The organism is Sphingosinicella sp. (assembly GCF_052387495.1).
Lineage (GTDB): Bacteria > Pseudomonadota > Alphaproteobacteria > Sphingomonadales > Sphingomonadaceae > Allosphingosinicella.
In genome coordinates this window covers 1-12,029 of record NZ_JBQTJC010000281.1, presented here as the reverse complement: position 1 = coordinate 12,029, position 12,029 = coordinate 1, and the positions used below count along the sequence as shown (strand labels likewise).

The window sequence follows — 12,029 nt, the reverse complement described above, 5'->3', positions numbered from 1 at the left end:
GTCGCGCCAGGCATCGCCGAAGCCTTGTTCGCGACCGCTTTGGGTCTGTTCGCAGCGATTCCAGCGGTGATCGCCTACAATCGCTTCAGCTTCTCAATCAACCGCATCGAGGCCCGCCTCCAGCGCTTCGCCGACGGCTTCCACGGCACCCTCTCCCGCGAGCTGGAGGTGGAGGCCTAGATGGCGATGGGCCCGATCCTCGGCGCCGGACGGCGTTCGCGGCGCTCGCCGATGGCGGAGATCAACGTCACGCCGATGGTCGACGTGATGCTCGTGCTCCTGATCATCTTCATGGTCACCGCGCCCCTGCTCGCGACCGGCGTCCAGGTCGATCTCCCCGAAAGCAAGGCCTCGGCGCTCGACCAGAATAATGAGCCGATCGCGGTCTCGGTCGACCGCGCCGGGCAGGTCTATGTCGACGACGCCCCGGTGGCGCCGACCGATCTGTCCGCGCGTCTCGGCCAGATCGCCGCCTCCAGCGACGAGCCCGGCGGCCCGCGCATCTTCCTGCGCGCCGACCGCAGCCTCGATTACGGCCGGGTGATGCAGGTGATGGGCGAGCTCGACCATGCTGGGCTCAGGCGCGTCTCGCTGGTCAACACCCCGCTTGAAGAGGCGCGCTGATGGAGCGGGCGGAGGCAGCGGGCCTGGGCGTCGCGGTGGCGGGCCATGCCGCCCTGCTCGCCGCGCTCACCCTCGGCCTGTTCGCCGCCGCCGGCCCGCCGCCCGCGACCGACACGTTCGACGTCTCCTATGTCGATGACATCGCGCTGACCTCGGCCTCGCCGATGCCCAACGCGGCGCCCCCGGCGCCGAGCGAGGCACCGGAGCTCGGCACCCCCGAAGAAGCGGCGGCGCTGCCGTCGCTGTCGGCGCCCGCTCCCGTTCCTTCGCCCGCCCCCGTCCGCCAGCCGATTCAGCCGAGCCGGCAGGCCGCGCCCTCGCCGCCCGACCCGCGCCTTCGCCGCCGCCCCGAGGAAGTTCGCCGGGGCCAGGGCGAGCGCAGCCGCGGGAGGAGACGCCTGGACCTCGATCCCAATAGCTTCGGTGCAGATTCGTCGCCTTCCCGCTCGCGTGCCACGCCGGCCGCGACTTATGGCCAACAAGAGCGCGCCAGCGTTCGTCAAGCCATCGCCCGTGCGCTTATGCGCTGCCAACGACAGCCGCTGCCCGCGCCTGAAGCGGCGGCGATCCGGGTCGAATATCGCATCACGCTCAATCGCGACGGCTCGCTCGCCGAGGCCGATTTCCTGCGCGTGATCAATCCGAACCCGGCGCTCGCGCAATACGAGCGCCGGATGCGCGATCTCGCGCTCAACGTGATCACCTCCTGCACGCCGATCCGCGGCCTCCCCGCCGAATACTACGAGGTCCCCGGCGGTTGGCGCCAATTCCCCTATCAATTCGATCCAAGGTCGGTCCGATGAAAAGACTCAGTCGCTTTGCCTTCATCACCTGTTTCCTGCTCGGTGCCGGAGTCGCCGGCGCGCAGGACCAGCCGGCGGCCCCCCAGCCGGACGACGAGCCGGTCACGGTGGGCGAAGGCGTCACCGCAGCGATCCCGATCGCCGTTCCCTACATGCCGACGCCGCAGCCCGCCGACACCGCCGCCGGCAACACGCAGGGGCTCGGCCGGCAGGTGGCGGAGATCGTCGTCGCGGATTTGCGCAATTCGGGCCTGTTCACGCCGATCGGCCCGAACGGGCTGCCCGGCGTCTCCTTTCCGCAGGTGACCGCGCCCGATTTCGGCGCGTTCGGCCCCACCGGCGCGCAGAACCTCGTCCAGGGCTTCGTCCAGGCCAATGCCAACGGCACGCTCACCGTCGGCTGCTACCTCTACGACATGGCGGCGCGGACCGAGCTCACCCGCCAGGGCTATGTCGTCCAGCCGCGCGACTGGCGCCGTGCCGCGCACCGCTGCGCCGACACCATCTATTCGCGGCTCACCGGCGAGGGCGCCTATTTCGACACGCGCATCGTCTACGTCTCCGAGACCGGACCGGCGCGGCGGCGGATCAAGCGCCTCGCGATCATGGATTATGACGGCGCCAACCACCGCTTCCTGACCAACGGCCAGTGGACCGTGCTGACCCCGCGCTTCGCGCCCAATCAGCAGACGATCACCTTCATGACCTACGAGAACGAGCGGCCGCGGGTGATGGTCTACGAGCTCGATTCGGGGCGGACCCGGCCCCTGGTCGATCAGCCGCACATGACCTTCGCGCCGCGCTACTCGCCGGACAGCCGCCATATCATCTTCTCGATGGCGGTGAACGGGAATACCGACATCTATCGCATCCCCGTCGGCGGCGGCGCGCCGCAGCGGCTGACCAACGCCCCGGGGATCGACACCGGCGGCTCCTACTCGCCCGACGGCAGCCGGATCGTCTTCGAAAGCGATCGCGGTGGCTCCCAGCAGCTCTATGTGATGGACGCCAATGGCGGCGGCCAGCGCCGGATCAGCTTCGGCGGCGGCGGCTATGCGACGCCGGTGTGGAGCCCGCGAGGCTACATAATCGACTTCACCCGCACCTGCGGCTTTAGGATCGGGGTGATGGCGCCGGACGGCTCGGGCGAGCGCATCCTGACCAGCGGCGGCGGCGCGGAAGGGCCGAGCTGGGCGCCCAACGGCCGCGCGATCATGTTCACCCGCGGCCTTTCGGCCGGCCGGCTTTGGTATGTCGACGTGGCGAGCGGCGCGACGCGGCAGGTGCCGACTCCGCTCGGCGGATCCGATCCCGCCTGGTCGCCGTTACGCGACTGAAGATTTGCATTGAACTGAGGGTTAGAGGAGTGATTCGATGAAGAGACTGACCAGCCTGGTGACCATCGCCGTCGCCTTGTCATTCGCCGCCGGCTGCGCGCCGCGTAACCGGACCCTGCCGCCCGAGCCGCCGAGCAGCTCGACGCCTGGCGATCTCGACGGCAGCCAGGATGGCTCGATCTCGGGGACCGCGGTGCCCGGCTCGCGCGCCGATTTCATCCAGTCCGTGCCCTCCGACCGCGTCTTCTTCGCGCTCGTTTCCTATGCGATCGACGATGAATCGCGGCGCACGCTCGACGCGCAGGCGCAGTGGCTCGCCGCCAATCCGAACGTCCGGGTCACGATCGAGGGCCATGCCGACGAGCGCGGCACGCGCGAATATAATCTCGCGCTCGGCGATCGACGCGCCAATGCGGCGCGCGACTATCTCCAGTCGCGCGGGGTGAGTCCCACCCGGATGCAGACGATCAGCTGGGGCAAGGAGCGCCCGGCGGTCGAAGGCTCGAACGAAAGCGCCTGGTCGCAGAACCGCCGCGCCGTGACGGTGGTGCCTGAATAATCAGGAGCGCCGTCGCTCCGGCGGCCGAGACCAGGGCGAATCGGGCCGGAACGCCTCGTCGAGGAGGCGGGCCAGCCTGAGCCCGCCGCGCGCGACCTGGCGGCGGACGACCGGGATCAGGCGGCGGACGATCTCCTCGGTGACGACCGGGCGCGTGTCGGGCGACGCCACGCACGGGTCGGCCCGGATCGTTCCGTAGGCGAATTCGCGGCTCGCCGCCCAGCCTTCGCGCAGCCAGGCGGTGATGTCGCCCTGTCGCATCGCCGCTCTGTCGGCTTCGGAAAGCTCGGCGAGGATGCCGCGCGCGTCGCCCTCGGGCTGGGAGATGCCGCGCTCGGCGAGATAGCCGTCCCAGACCAAGTGGAGATTGGTCCGCCCCGAGATGATGCCGTAATCCACCGGGACGCGGTTGCCGCCGAGGTCATTGTGGTCGCCGGCGTGCATCGGCTGGTGCAGGTCGCCCATCAGGTGAACCAGAAAGGCGAGCGCCATCAGCCGCTCGCGGATGGGCACGCGGACATCGGCGAGCAGGCGCAACTGCCGCTCGATCTGCCGCGAGACGCAATTGCCGTCCGGGCAGGCGGCGTTTTCGTCGAAAGCCTGGCAGATGTTCACATTCTGATAGTGCCAGGGCGAGGCGTAGCTGAACCGCTCACCCAGATTCTTGATGCAGTCGGGCCAATAGCTGGCGAGCTCGATCGTATTGGCGCCGCAGGTCGGAGTCTCGAGCAGGCGCGACTGGCGGAGCAGCCGGTCGATCTCCGCCCGGGTCGCCGGGCTGACGTTGAGATAGGCGATCCGCGCCACCGTCTCATGGCCGAATTCCCACCAGGCCATGGCCTGGGTCGGCAGCAAAAGCAGCGCGAGCGCCACGAGGAGGCGACGGATCATTGCGCCGGCTCGTCCCCGTAGATCGCGACCGAACGGCCGGAGGGCGAGGCCTGGCCGCGATACATGCCGGGCGTGTTGAAGCTGTAGACGCCGTCCCCGCGCGGGGTGACGACGATGACGCCACCAGTGCCGCCCAGCGCCTGGACTTCCGCCATCACGGCGTCGGCCGCCTCCTGCGGTGCTTGTCCGCCCATTCGCATCCGGGCGCAGATTTCGTGGGCGACGCCGGCACGGATGAAATATTCGCCCGCCCCGGTCGCCGAGACGGCGCAGGCGCGGTCGTCGGCATAGGTGCCGGCGCCGATGATCGGCGAATCGCCGATCCGCCCCCAGCGCTTGCCGGTGAGGCCGCCGGTCGAGGTGGCGGCGGCGACATGGCCTTGGCGGTCGAGCGCGACCGCGCCGACCGTGCCGTATTTGAGGTGCACGTCGAAATGCTCGGCGGAGGGGCGCGAGCGCAATTCCTCGAGCTGGCGGCGGCGCTCCGCGGTCTGGAAATATTCCGGCGGCTCCTGCGGCAGGCCCTGCTCGATCGAGTATTGATCGGCGCCCTCGCGCGAGAGGAAGACATGGGGGCTGTTCTCCATCACCGCGCGGGCGAGTCGGATCGGGTTGCGCGTCGCGGTGACGCCGGTGACCGCCCCGGCGGCCCGGTTCGAGCCGTCCATGATCGAGGCGTCCATCTCGATCGTGCCCTGATAGGTGAAGACCGAGCCCCGGCCCGCATTAAAATGAGGAGCGTCCTCGAGCACGCGCACCGCCGCCTCGACCGCGTCGAGCGCGCTGCCGCCGCTCGCGAGGATCGCCGAGCCCGCCTCAAGCGCCTGGTCGAGCGCGGCGCGGATCGCCGCGTCCTGCTCAGGCGTCAGCCGCGAGCGCTCGATCACCCCGGCGCCGCCGTGGATGACCAGCTGCCAGGCGGGGCGGCCGTCCTCGTCTTGCGCATTGGCGGCGGCGGGGATGGTCATGCTCATCAGCATCGCTCCAAGCAGCAACTTCAGGAAACGCATCGGCGCCCTCCTTTTCGAGCGCCGCTCTAGCAGATCGGGCGGCTATCGCCACTCCCGGGCGCGCGGCCGAAACGATTTCGCTTGCACGACTCGAATCATATAAATATGATATCATCATTACTGGGAGGAAATTGACCATGAACACAACCACCGACAGCAATGCGCTCACACTGTCCAGTGAGCGCCGGGCGCATACGAGCAGCGGCTATCTGATGCTGCTCGTACTGCTGCTCACCCTTGTGATGATCGGCGCCGGCATCTGGCGATTGCTCGCCGACGAGGCCGGCCTTGGCGCGATGCTGCTCGTGGTCGGCGCGATCGCCTTCCTGTTCGTGCTCTGCGGCTTCTACCTGCTCCAGCCGAACCAGGCGGCGGCGATCCTGCTTTTCGGGGATTATAAGGGCACCGACCGGACGCACGGCCTCCGCTGGGTGCTGCCCTGGCTGATGCGCAAGAAGATCTCGACCCGCATCCACAACATCACCTCGGACCGGATCAAGGTGAACGATCTGCGCGGTAATCCGGTCGAGATCGCGACCAACGTCGTCTGGCGGGTGACCGACACCGCCCAGGCCCTGTTCGATGTCGCCAGTTACATGGAGTTCGTCGAGATCCAGATCGAAAGCGCGGTCCGCGCGATTGGCGCCAAATATCCCTATGACGATCTCGAGCATAAGGAGGTGACGCTGCGCGGCGACGCCGAGGTGGTGAGCGAAGAGCTCGAGCGCGAGCTCCAGGACCGCGTCTCGCGCGCCGGCATCACCATCGACGAATGCCGCCTCACCCACCTTGCCTACGCCCAGGAGATCGCCCAGGCGATGCTCCGTCGCCAACAGGCTGAGGCGGTGATCGCGGCGCGCTCGAAGATCGTGATCGGCGCGGTCTCGATGGTCGAGAACGCGATCCAGCTGCTTTCGGAAAAGGACGTCGTCCACCTCGACGACGAGCGCAAGGCGGCGATGGTTTCGAACCTGATGGTCGTGCTCTGCTCGGAGCACAGCACCCAGCCCGTCGTCAACACCGGCTCGCTCTACCAATAGGAGGGCGGGCCGGTGCCCGATCCGAAGAAAGCTTATCCGTTGCGCGTCGAGCCCGCTCTCTGGGCGGCGCTCGAGCGCTGCGCGGCGGCGGACTTCCGCAGCGTTAACGCCCAGATCGAGGTGCTGCTGCGCGAGGCGCTCGCCCGCCGCGGCGTCAAAGTCGCCCCACCCGAAGCGCGCAAGCGCGGGCGGCCGGCGAAGGAGGGGGAACGATGATGGCGATGTGGTGGCGACTGACGGCGCTCGGCCTGATGGGGACCTTGTCGATGGCGCTCGTTTCGTTCGAGCAGCTCGGCCCCGCGCCGATCGATCCGCTCCTGGTGCGCGCGCTCGCCGTCATCCAGCCGACAATTTTCGTGATGCTCTGCGCCGCGCTCGGTCTGTGGGCGGCGCCAAAGGTTGAGCTTGACGCCCCGGTGGTGCGGGCATGGGCGGAGCGCAGGCCGCTGTGGCCGACGCTCCGTCCGCAACTCGCACCTGGATTGATGGGCGGGATCGCGATTGCAGCATTGCTGGTCGCTTTCTGGATGGCGGTGCGCGCACAGCCCTTCGCCACTCCGATTCTAGCTTTCGAAATGCCGCTGGTGACCAAGCTGCTCTACGGCGGCATCGTCGAGGAGCTGCTGCTGCGCTGGGGACTGATGTCCCTGTTCGTCTGGGCTGCGTGGCGGCTGGGCGGCGCCAAGGACGTCGTGCAGCCCTGGACCGTCTGGGCCGGCCTCATCGCGTCGTCACTGTTATTTGCCGCAGGTCATTTGCCGGTCCTCCATGCCCTGCTGCCCGATCCGCCCGGATGGTTCGTCGGTCTGGTGCTCGGCGCCAATTTCATTTCCGGCCTGCTGTTCGGCTGGCTGTTTTGGAGGCGGGGGCTGGAAGCGGCGATGCTCGCCCATGCGCTCGCTCATCTGTTCGCCGCGGTCGCGCTGGCGGTGAGGTAACCTTAAGAGGAGAAGAATGATGTTCATGGCCTTTCATACGACCGAGCGGCGCCGGCCTTGTCTGATCGCCATCTTTTCGGCCGCCCTGGCGCTCGGCGGCGCGCTCCTGCTCTTCGCCCGCTGATATTGCCAGGCGCCCGCGAAGCGCCCTAAGCACGCGTGGGCAGGAAGGCGGGAGTGATGCGGCTTGCGAGACGGGAGTTCATCCGGCTGGGCACGGCGGCGGCCGGAGTCGCGCTGATGGGCGAGGCGGCCCTATTTGCCCAAGAGGCGGCACCCGGCCTCCAGCGCATGACCGGCGACGTCGTCCCGATCGGCCGCGAGGAGTTCGCCCGCCGGCTTGAGAAAGCGCAGCGGCTGATGGCCGAGCAAGGCTTGGCCACGATCCTGATCGAGCCCGGCGCCTCGATGACCTATTTCTCGGGCGTGCAATGGTGGCGGAGCGAGCGGCTCACCGCGCTCATCCTGCCGCGCGCGGGCGAGCCCTGTATCGTCACCCCGCATTTCGAGGAGCCCTCGGTCCGCGAGAGCCTCAAGATTCCCGCCGAGATCCGCGTCTGGAACGAGCATGAGGACCCGCTCGCACGCGTCGCCCAGTTCCTCGCCGACCGGCGCCTCTCCGGACCCGTGGGAATCGAGGAGACGGTCCGCTTCTTTGCCGTCGACGGTCTGAGGCGAGCGCTGCCCAACGCCGAGATCCGCGCCGGCGCCGGGGTGGTGCGCGGCTGCCGGATGATCAAGTCGGCGCCCGAGCTCGCGCTGATGCAGACGGCGAACGACATCACCATCGCCGCCTATCGCCACACCTATCCCCGCATCGCCGCCGGCATGACCCCCGCCGACATCGGCGCAATCATGAACGACGCCACCGCCGCGCTCGGCGGCACGCCGCAATTCGCGCTCGTCCTGCTCGGCGAGGCGAGCGCCTATCCGCACGGCTCCGGCCAACCGCAGCAGGTGCGCGAAGGCGAGGTCGTGCTGATGGACTGCGGCTGCACCGTCGAAGGCTATCAGTCCGATATTTCCCGCACCTTCGTCTTCGGCGAGGCCAATGCCGAGCAGCGCCGGGTCTGGGAGCAGATGCATCGCGGCCAGGAGATCGCGATGGCGGCGGCGCGGATCGGCGCGCCGGCAGGCAGCGTCGACGATGCGGTGCGCGCGCAATATGAGGCCTGGGGCTACGGCCCCGCCTACGCCTTGCCGGGCCTCTCCCACCGCACCGGCCACGGCATCGGCCTGGACGGCCACGAGCCGATCAACCTCGTCCATGGCGAGGCGACGCCGCTCGCCGCCGGCATGTGCTTCTCGAACGAGCCCGGCATCTACATTCCCGGCCGCTTCGGAATAAGGCTGGAGGACTGTTTCTACATGACCCAGGCGGGCCCCCGCTACTTCTCGAACCCGCCACCTTCGCTCGACAATCCCCTCGGCTAGGGCGTCCGCCTTTCGCTTGTAGCGGCAACCGCCTATATGTGCGGCCATGTCCATCCGTCCGTGGCGCGATATCGCGCGCCGTCCGTCCCGCCAGATCATGGTCGGCAACGTGCCGGTCGGCGGCGGCGCGCCGGTTTCGGTGCAGACCATGACCAACACGCCGACTTCTGACGCGAAGGCGACGATCGACCAGATTCGTCGCTGCGAGGAGGTCGGGGCCGACATCGTCCGCGTTTCCTGCCCGGACACGGCGTCGACCGCGGCGCTCGGCGAGATTGTCCGCGCCGCCAATGTCCCGATCGTCGCGGACATCCACTTCCACTACAAGCGCGCGCTAGAAGCCGCCGACGCGGGCGCCGCCTGCCTGCGCATCAATCCCGGCAATCTCGGTTCGTCCGAGCGGGTCGCCGAGGTCGTGCGCGCGGCCAAGGCGAACGGCTGCGCGATCCGCATCGGCGTCAATGCGGGCAGCCTCGAAAAGGACCTGCTGGAGAAATATGGCGAGCCCTGTCCGGAGGCTCTGGTCGAAAGCGCGCTCGACCATATCAAGCTGCTCCAGGATCACGATTTCCACGAATATAAGGTGGCGGTGAAGGCGTCGGACCAGTTCCTCGCCGTCGCCGCCTATCAGCAGCTCGCCGAGGCCGTGGATTGCCCGCTCCACCTCGGCATCACCGAGGCGGGTGGGCTGCGCGGCGGCACGGTCAAGTCCGCGATCGGGATCGGCTCCTTGCTCTGGTTTGGCATCGGTGACACGATCCGAGTCTCGCTCTCGGCCGAGCCGGAGGAGGAGGTCCGCGTCGGCTTCGAGATTTTGAAGGCGCTCGGCATCCGCAACCGGGGCGTCCGGGTCGTCTCCTGCCCATCCTGCGCGCGGCAGGGCTTTGACGTCATCCGCACCGTCGAGAAGCTAGAGGAGCGGCTCAGCCATATCCGCACGCCGATGTCGCTTTCCGTGCTCGGCTGCGTCGTCAACGGCCCCGGCGAGGCGCGCGAGACCGACATCGGCATCACCGGCGGCGGCCAGGGCAAGCACATGGTCTATCTCTCCGGCGTCACCGACCATCATGTCCGCGACGAAAACATGATCGACCATATCGTCGCCCTGGTCGAAGCGAAGGCCGCCGAGATAGAAGCGGCGAGTGCCCTGACCGCAGAGGCCGCGGAATAGGCCCGCGAGGGCGGGCGTCAGAAATAGATGTCGACGTAGTCGGTCAGACCGTCGCATTGCTCCATCTGCTGGAGCCGCCAGTAGCGGCGGCGCTGCGTCACCCGGAACTCGTAGGTGCCGTCGCGGACGCAGTCGCGCCCCGCGTCCGGCGTGTCGCTGATAGCGATCCGCCCGTGAAAGGTGAAGCTGCTGGCGCCGATCTCGAGGACGTCCCCTTCCAGCGACAGCCGCCCCGGCCCGCCGCGCGCGGTCTGCACGCCGCTCAGGTGGACCAGCCCGTCGCGCTCGCTGACCCGGACCTGACCGCGATGCTCCCAGCCGATCCATTGCAGGGTGATGCCGCTATTGCCATGCAGCCGCGCCAGCGCCGCCGGGTCCTCGACTATCGTGCGCTCGCCGGCCGCCTGCGTAGCAAGCGCCAACGCGACGAGACTGACTAGGATTTTCATGGCGATCTCCCTAGGCGGCGAAGCTCAGGCTCGAAGTCTATCTCGGGAGCGGCCGTTGCGACAGGGAAAGGTGCGAAGCTCGACGGCCACGGCCTTCGCGGTCGCCACGTTGGGCATCGCGCTCTTTTCCGGCATGGATGCGGTGATGAAGCATCTCGCGCTGGCGATGGGCACCTACAACGCCCTGCTCTGGAGGACGCTCGCGGGAGCGACCATCGGTGCCGCCTTTTACTTCGGCGGCCGCAATGCCTGGCCGGGGCGGGAAGCGATGCGGGTTCACCTGACCCGCGGTCTGCTCGGCGTGCCGATGGCCCTGCTCTTCTTCTGGGGCCTGGCCCGCGTGCCGATGGCGCAGGCGATCGCGCTCGCCTTCGTTGCGCCTTTGATTGCGCTTTATCTCGCCGCGATCATCCTCAAGGAAAAGATCGAGGGCCGCGCGATCCTTGCCTCGCTGCTCGGCTTCGCCGGCGTGCTGGTGATCCTCGCGGGGCAGGCGGAGGCGGAGATGGGGCCGGACGCTTTTCGCGGCGCGCTCGCCATCCTGGGCTCGGCGGCGCTCTACGCCTACAACATCATCCTGATGCGCAAGCAGGCGCTGCTGGCGCGGCCGACCGAGGTCGCCTTCTTCACCAGCGGCATCATGGCCGGGAGCTTCCTGCTGGCCGCGCCCTTCCTCGCCGAGCCGCCGCCAATGGCGGAGCTGCCGGCGATCGTCGGCGCGGCCCTGCTCGCCTTCGGCTCGTTGCTCCTCCTCTCCTGGGCCTATGCCCGGGCCGAGGCGCAGCATCTCGCTCCGGTCGAATATACCTCCTTCATCTGGGCGGTGATCCTGGGCTTCCTCATCTTCGGCGAGCGGGTCCAGCCGCTGACCCTCGCCGGGGCGGCGATGATCGTCGTCGCCTGCCTGATCGCCGCGACCCGCCGGCCGCCGCCGGACCCGGACGTCGAGGCGGGGGTGCACGCCTGATGGCCTGGTTCTGGCTGATCCTGGGCGGCCTGTTCGAGGTGGGCTTCACCACCTCGCTGCGCTTCGTCGACGGCTTCCGGAACCTGCCCTGGACGCTCGCCTTCCTCGCCTCGGTCGCGATCTCGATGGCGCTGCTTGAATATGCCGCGCGGACCATCCCGATGGGCACAGCCTATGCCGTCTGGGGCGGGATCGGCGCGATCGGGACGGTGCTGGTCGGCATGGTCTGGTTCGGCGAGCCTGCGACGACGCTCAGGATGCTGCTGATCCTAGGCATCGTGATGTGCATCGCCGGGCTGAGGCTGACCGCATGAGCATTGACGAAGGTCTCATTGAATGGGTCAAGGAGGCGCTCGAGCCGCTCGGCACGGTGACCATGCGAAAGATGATGGGCGCCGCGACGCTCTACCTCGACGGGGTGATCTTCGCGGTCTCCGACGACGGCGAAATCTGGTTCAAGGCCGATGCGGAGAGCGCGGCGATCTGGGACGAGGCCGGCTGCGAGCGCTTCACCTTCACCGAGAAGGACGGGACGGTGCAGGTGATGAACTACCGCCGCGCGCCGAGCGACGTCTACGACGACGCCGAGGCGATGCAGCATTGGGCTCAGCTCGCGGTCGAGGCCGGGCTCAGGGGCGCGGCGAAGAGGCGCCCGATACGGTCTAGCGCGCCGCCGGCCTGAGGTGCGGCGCGACCTCGTCGCTCTCCTCGATCGACTCCAGGAAGCGCGGGTCGAAGCGGCGCCGCGATGCCTGCTCGTAGGCATGGCCCAATGACAGGATCAAAGCGTCGGACCAGCGCGGGCC

General features: G+C 68.5%; 16 protein-coding genes. 13 read left to right on the top strand and 3 right to left on the bottom strand.

What is annotated here, in order from left to right:
• From ACT4N8_RS15420 to pal, 5 genes are all read left to right on the top strand, one after another.
• On the top strand, positions 1-180 hold a 180-nt coding region (locus ACT4N8_RS15420), incomplete at its 5' end, for a MotA/TolQ/ExbB proton channel family protein (protein ID WP_444858995.1).
• Positions 181-624, top strand: a complete 444-nt coding sequence (gene tolR / locus ACT4N8_RS15415) for a protein TolR (protein WP_444858994.1) — start codon at positions 181-183, stop codon at positions 622-624. It begins immediately after the preceding gene.
• The gene (locus ACT4N8_RS15410; RefSeq protein ID WP_444858993.1) at positions 624-1,427 is read left to right on the top strand and encodes a hypothetical protein; all 804 of its coding nucleotides are present in this window, start codon (positions 624-626) and stop codon (positions 1,425-1,427) included. Before tolR ends, ACT4N8_RS15410 begins: the two co-directional genes overlap by 1 nt.
• Complete coding sequence (gene tolB / locus ACT4N8_RS15405; RefSeq protein WP_444858992.1) at positions 1,424-2,764, top strand: Tol-Pal system beta propeller repeat protein TolB; 1,341 nt, start codon at positions 1,424-1,426, stop codon at positions 2,762-2,764. The genes ACT4N8_RS15410 and tolB overlap by 4 nt, the downstream gene beginning before the upstream one ends.
• Positions 2,765-2,801: 37 nt before the next feature.
• The gene (gene pal / locus ACT4N8_RS15400; RefSeq protein WP_444858991.1) at positions 2,802-3,323 is read left to right on the top strand and encodes a peptidoglycan-associated lipoprotein Pal; all 522 of its coding nucleotides are present in this window, start codon (positions 2,802-2,804) and stop codon (positions 3,321-3,323) included.
• On the opposite strand, the gene ACT4N8_RS15395 is transcribed toward pal, so the two are convergent.
• Positions 3,324-4,214, bottom strand: a complete 891-nt coding sequence (locus ACT4N8_RS15395) for a S1/P1 nuclease (protein ID WP_444858990.1) — start codon at positions 4,212-4,214, stop codon at positions 3,324-3,326.
• Positions 4,211-5,182 carry an isoaspartyl peptidase/L-asparaginase family protein gene (locus ACT4N8_RS15390; RefSeq protein ID WP_444858996.1) on the bottom strand — a complete coding sequence of 324 codons (972 nt, stop codon included), beginning with the start codon at positions 5,180-5,182 and terminating at the stop codon, positions 4,211-4,213. Before ACT4N8_RS15390 ends, ACT4N8_RS15395 begins: the two co-directional genes overlap by 4 nt.
• 179 nt (positions 5,183-5,361) lie before the next feature.
• On the opposite strand from ACT4N8_RS15390, the gene ACT4N8_RS15385 reads away from it, so the two are divergent.
• From ACT4N8_RS15385 to ispG, 5 genes are all read left to right on the top strand, one after another.
• Positions 5,362-6,264, top strand: a complete 903-nt coding sequence (locus ACT4N8_RS15385; RefSeq protein WP_444858989.1) for an SPFH domain-containing protein — start codon at positions 5,362-5,364, stop codon at positions 6,262-6,264.
• A gap of 12 nt (positions 6,265-6,276) precedes the next feature.
• Positions 6,277-6,480 carry a toxin-antitoxin system HicB family antitoxin gene (locus ACT4N8_RS15380; RefSeq protein ID WP_444858988.1) on the top strand — a complete coding sequence of 68 codons (204 nt, stop codon included), beginning with the start codon at positions 6,277-6,279 and terminating at the stop codon, positions 6,478-6,480.
• Positions 6,477-7,202, top strand: a complete 726-nt coding sequence (locus ACT4N8_RS15375; RefSeq protein ID WP_444858987.1) for a CPBP family glutamic-type intramembrane protease — start codon at positions 6,477-6,479, stop codon at positions 7,200-7,202. Before ACT4N8_RS15380 ends, ACT4N8_RS15375 begins: the two co-directional genes overlap by 4 nt.
• Before the next feature lie 180 nt (positions 7,203-7,382).
• On the top strand, positions 7,383-8,636 hold the full coding sequence (locus tag ACT4N8_RS15370) for a M24 family metallopeptidase (RefSeq protein WP_444858986.1): 1,254 nt from the start codon (positions 7,383-7,385) through the stop codon (positions 8,634-8,636).
• A gap of 46 nt (positions 8,637-8,682) precedes the next feature.
• Positions 8,683-9,807 (top strand): flavodoxin-dependent (E)-4-hydroxy-3-methylbut-2-enyl-diphosphate synthase, encoded by a 1,125-nt coding sequence (gene ispG, locus ACT4N8_RS15365; RefSeq protein ID WP_444858985.1) that lies wholly within the window; start codon positions 8,683-8,685, stop codon positions 9,805-9,807.
• Positions 9,808-9,824: 17 nt separating this feature from the next.
• On the opposite strand, the gene ACT4N8_RS15360 is transcribed toward ispG, so the two are convergent.
• Positions 9,825-10,256, bottom strand: coding sequence for a hypothetical protein (locus ACT4N8_RS15360; RefSeq protein WP_444858984.1), 432 nt, complete (start codon positions 10,254-10,256; stop codon positions 9,825-9,827).
• 55 nt (positions 10,257-10,311) lie between these two features.
• Between ACT4N8_RS15360 and ACT4N8_RS15355 the strand changes: the two genes are divergently transcribed.
• Genes ACT4N8_RS15355 through ACT4N8_RS15345 form a run of 3 tightly spaced genes read left to right on the top strand, consistent with a single transcriptional unit; the run spans position 10,312 to position 11,905 of the window.
• Entirely contained in the window at positions 10,312-11,223 is a 912-nt protein-coding gene (locus tag ACT4N8_RS15355) for a DMT family transporter (protein WP_444858983.1), read from the top strand.
• Entirely contained in the window at positions 11,223-11,537 is a 315-nt protein-coding gene (locus ACT4N8_RS15350) for a DMT family transporter (protein ID WP_444858982.1), read from the top strand. The genes ACT4N8_RS15355 and ACT4N8_RS15350 overlap by 1 nt, the downstream gene beginning before the upstream one ends.
• Positions 11,534-11,905 carry a TfoX/Sxy family protein gene (locus ACT4N8_RS15345; RefSeq protein ID WP_444858981.1) on the top strand — a complete coding sequence of 124 codons (372 nt, stop codon included), beginning with the start codon at positions 11,534-11,536 and terminating at the stop codon, positions 11,903-11,905. The genes ACT4N8_RS15350 and ACT4N8_RS15345 overlap by 4 nt, the downstream gene beginning before the upstream one ends.
• The last annotated feature ends 124 nt before the right edge of the window (positions 11,906-12,029 follow it).

What these genes read in the sequence shown, in the direction of transcription:
- tolR (WP_444858994.1), top strand. Translation starts at nt 181, where the DNA reads ATGGCGATGGGCCCGATCCTCGGCGCCGGACGGCGTTCGCGGCGCTCG.
- ACT4N8_RS15410 (WP_444858993.1), top strand. Translation starts at nt 624, where the DNA reads ATGGAGCGGGCGGAGGCAGCGGGCCTGGGCGTCGCGGTGGCGGGCCAT.
- tolB (WP_444858992.1), top strand. Translation starts at nt 1,424, where the DNA reads ATGAAAAGACTCAGTCGCTTTGCCTTCATCACCTGTTTCCTGCTCGGT.
- pal (WP_444858991.1), top strand. Translation starts at nt 2,802, where the DNA reads ATGAAGAGACTGACCAGCCTGGTGACCATCGCCGTCGCCTTGTCATTC.
- ACT4N8_RS15395 (WP_444858990.1), bottom strand. Translation starts at nt 4,214, where the DNA reads ATGATCCGTCGCCTCCTCGTGGCGCTCGCGCTGCTTTTGCTGCCGACC.
- ACT4N8_RS15390 (WP_444858996.1), bottom strand. Translation starts at nt 5,182, where the DNA reads ATGACCATCCCCGCCGCCGCCAATGCGCAAGACGAGGACGGCCGCCCC.
- ACT4N8_RS15385 (WP_444858989.1), top strand. Translation starts at nt 5,362, where the DNA reads ATGAACACAACCACCGACAGCAATGCGCTCACACTGTCCAGTGAGCGC.
- ACT4N8_RS15375 (WP_444858987.1), top strand. Translation starts at nt 6,477, where the DNA reads ATGATGGCGATGTGGTGGCGACTGACGGCGCTCGGCCTGATGGGGACC.
- ACT4N8_RS15370 (WP_444858986.1), top strand. Translation starts at nt 7,383, where the DNA reads ATGCGGCTTGCGAGACGGGAGTTCATCCGGCTGGGCACGGCGGCGGCC.
- ispG (WP_444858985.1), top strand. Translation starts at nt 8,683, where the DNA reads ATGTCCATCCGTCCGTGGCGCGATATCGCGCGCCGTCCGTCCCGCCAG.
- ACT4N8_RS15360 (WP_444858984.1), bottom strand. Translation starts at nt 10,256, where the DNA reads ATGAAAATCCTAGTCAGTCTCGTCGCGTTGGCGCTTGCTACGCAGGCG.
- ACT4N8_RS15350 (WP_444858982.1), top strand. Translation starts at nt 11,223, where the DNA reads ATGGCCTGGTTCTGGCTGATCCTGGGCGGCCTGTTCGAGGTGGGCTTC.
- ACT4N8_RS15345 (WP_444858981.1), top strand. Translation starts at nt 11,534, where the DNA reads ATGAGCATTGACGAAGGTCTCATTGAATGGGTCAAGGAGGCGCTCGAG.